This is a genomic window from Novosphingobium sp. AAP1 (genome assembly GCF_001295765.1).
Taxonomy (GTDB): domain Bacteria; phylum Pseudomonadota; class Alphaproteobacteria; order Sphingomonadales; family Sphingomonadaceae; genus Novosphingobium; species Novosphingobium capsulatum.
On sequence record NZ_LJHO01000038.1, the window covers coordinates 1 to 3,059 of the forward strand.

The 3,059-nt window shown below is 53.8% G+C and carries 1 rRNA gene; it reads right to left on the reverse strand.

Annotated features, from left to right (window positions below):
- Positions 1-11: 11 nt before the first annotated feature.
- A 23S ribosomal RNA gene (locus tag IP65_RS20615) occupies positions 12-2,804 on the reverse strand.
- Between the last annotated feature and the right edge of the window lie 255 nt (positions 2,805-3,059).

Consider the following 3,059-nt stretch of genomic DNA (forward strand, 5'->3'; position numbering starts at 1 on the left):
GGTGTGGATTCTACAAGCATGATAAGAGTGATTAGGACCGGTTAGCTTCATGCGTTACCGCACTTCCACACCCGGCCTATCAACGTGGTGGTCTACCACGACTCGATGATACCTTATCTTGAGGGAGGCTTCCCGCTTAGATGCTTTCAGCGGTTATCCCGTCCATGCATAGCTACCCTGCTGCGCTCCTGGCGGAACGACAGGTACACCAGAGGCATGTTCACCCCGGTCCTCTCGTACTAGGGGCAACTCCTCTCAAGTATCGACGCCCACGGCAGATAGGGACCAAACTGTCTCGCGACGTTCTGAACCCAGCTCACGTACCACTTTAATTGGCGAACAGCCAAACCCTTGGGACCTGCTCCAGCCCCAGGATGTGATGAGCCGACATCGAGGTGCCAAACGATTCCGTCGATATGAGCTCTTGGGAATCATCAGCCTGTTATCCCCGGCGTACCTTTTATCCGTTGAGCGATGGCCCTTCCACGAGGGACCACCGGATCACTATGACCGACTTTCGTCTCTGCTCGACTCGTCAGTCTCGCAGTCAGGCAGGCTTATGCCATTGCACTCTGAACAGACGGTTTCCAACCGTCCTGAGCCTACCATCGCGCGCCTCCGTTACTCTTTAGGAGGCGACCGCCCCAGTCAAACTACCCGCCACAGAGGGTCCCCGCACCGGATGACGGTGCTGGGTTAGACATCAGAAAACAACAGGGTGGTATTTCACCTATGGCTCCACACCGGCTGGCGCCAGTGCTTCAAAGCCTCCCACCTATGCTACACAATTCTTTCCTAATGCCACTCTGAAGCTGCAGTAAAGGTGCACGGGGTCTTTCCGTCTAACCGCGGGTACTCCGCATCTTCACGGAGAATTCAATTTCGCTGAGCATATCCTGGAGACAGTGGGGAAGTCGTTACGCCATTCGTGCAGGTCGGAACTTACCCGACAAGGAATTTCGCTACCTTAGGACCGTTATAGTTACGGCCGCCGTTTACCGGGGCTTCAATTCGGAGCTTGCACTCCTCCTCTTAACCTTCCGGCACCGGGCAGGCGTCAGACCCTATACGTCGTCTTGAAGCCGACTTAGCAGAGTCCTGTGTTTTTGCTAAACAGTCGCTACCCCCTGGCCTGTGCCCCCCACAAGTGCTTGCGCATATGTGGGGCCTCCTTCTTCCGAAGGTACGGAGGCAATTTGCCGAGTTCCTTCAGGATACTTCTCTCAAGCGCCTTGGTATACTCTACCTGACCACCTGTGTCGGTTTCGGGTACGGTCTATATGGAGAGGCTATTTCCTGGAACCTCGTCGCAGCCAGTTCAATCCAATAAGAACTGACAACTTAAGAGATCCGTCACTCATCTCCAGGCCCACGAATATTAACGTGGTTCCCATCGACTACCCCCTTCGGGCTCGTCTTAGGGGCCGGCTCACCCTGCTCAGATTAGCTTTAAGCAGGAACCCTTGGTCTTTCGGCGAGAGGGCATCTCACCCTCTTTATCGCTACTCATGTCAGCATTCGCACTTCCGATACCTCCACGGTCGGTTACCCTTCCGCTTCGCAGGCCTACGGAACGCTCCGCTACCGCTCAGATCAAAGATCTGAACCCTAAGCTTCGGTGCACGTCTTGAGCCCCGTTACATCTTCGCCGCAGGAACCCTTAGTTAGACCAGTGAGCTGTTACGCTTTCTTTAAATGATGGCTGCTTCTAAGCCAACATCCTGGTTGTTTTGGGATTCCCACATGCTTTCCCACTTAGACGTGACTTGGGGACCTTAGCTGTAGGTTAGGGCTGTTTCCCTTTTGACGACGGACCTTAGCACCCGCCGTCTGTCTGCCGGATAAATCTCGTTGGTATTCGGAGTTTGGTTAGAGTTGGTAGATCTCGCGACCCCCGCATCCATCCAGTGCTCTACCCCCAACGGTATACGTCCGACGCTCTACCTCAATAGATTTCGCGGAGAACCAGCTATTTCCCGGTTTGATTGGCCTTTCACCCCTAAACACAACTCATCCGACAATTTTTCAACATTGAACGGTTCGGCCCTCCAGTGCGTGTTACCGCACCTTCAGCCTGGTCATGCCTAGATCACCGGGTTTCGGGTCTAATTCATCGAACTCCAGCGCCCTATTCAGACTCGCTTTCGCTACGCCTACACCTAACGGCTTAAGCTTGCTCGATAAACTAAGTCACTGACCCATTATGCAAGAGGTACGCAGTCACCCCCTATGGGGCTCCTACTGCTTGTAAGCATCCGGTTTCAGGTACTGTTTCACTCCCCTCATCGGGGTGCTTTTCACCTTTCCCTCACGGTACTAGTTCGCTATCGGTCATGTACGAGTATTTAGGCTTGGAGGGTGGTCCCCCCATGTTCAGACAGGATTTCACGTGTCCCGCCCTACTCGAGGCCTCATCCATCACTTTCGCATACGGGGCTATCACCCGCTATGGCCTGCCTTTCCAGACAGTTCTGCTAGTTGAAGATGAGGCACTGGCCTGGTCCGCGTTCGCTCGCCACTACTAACGGAATCTCGGTTGATGTCTTTTCCTCCAGGTACTGAGATGTTTCAGTTCCCCGGGTTCGCTTCACCAAAGCTATATATTCACTAAGGTGATACCTTATCCACCTCTCCAACCACCCTGTTGCCAGGGTGACAGAAGAAATGGTGAAGGTGGGTTTCCCCATTCGGAAATCGCCGGATCAAAGCTCGCTCACAGCTCCCCGACGCTTATCGCAGCGTGCCACGTCCTTCTTCGCCTGTACATGCCAAGGCATCCACCAGATGCTCTTACCTCACGCTTGAGAATCCACACCATCACCAACAAGCCTGCATAACGCTTGCGGTGTGCCAGGTGCGGACGATATCTCAGCCAGATCGAACAACGCATCATATGGCTCTCGCCACACGACCGTTGCCCATAATGTGTGAACGCAATTGAACGACGACCGTAATCGTCGATCCATGCGCCACGGCATCGATCTAAAAAACCCATTCACAATGTCAAAGAGGCGTACAATACGCCAATACCAGACCATGCTTGCGCATGGCCGGAACTG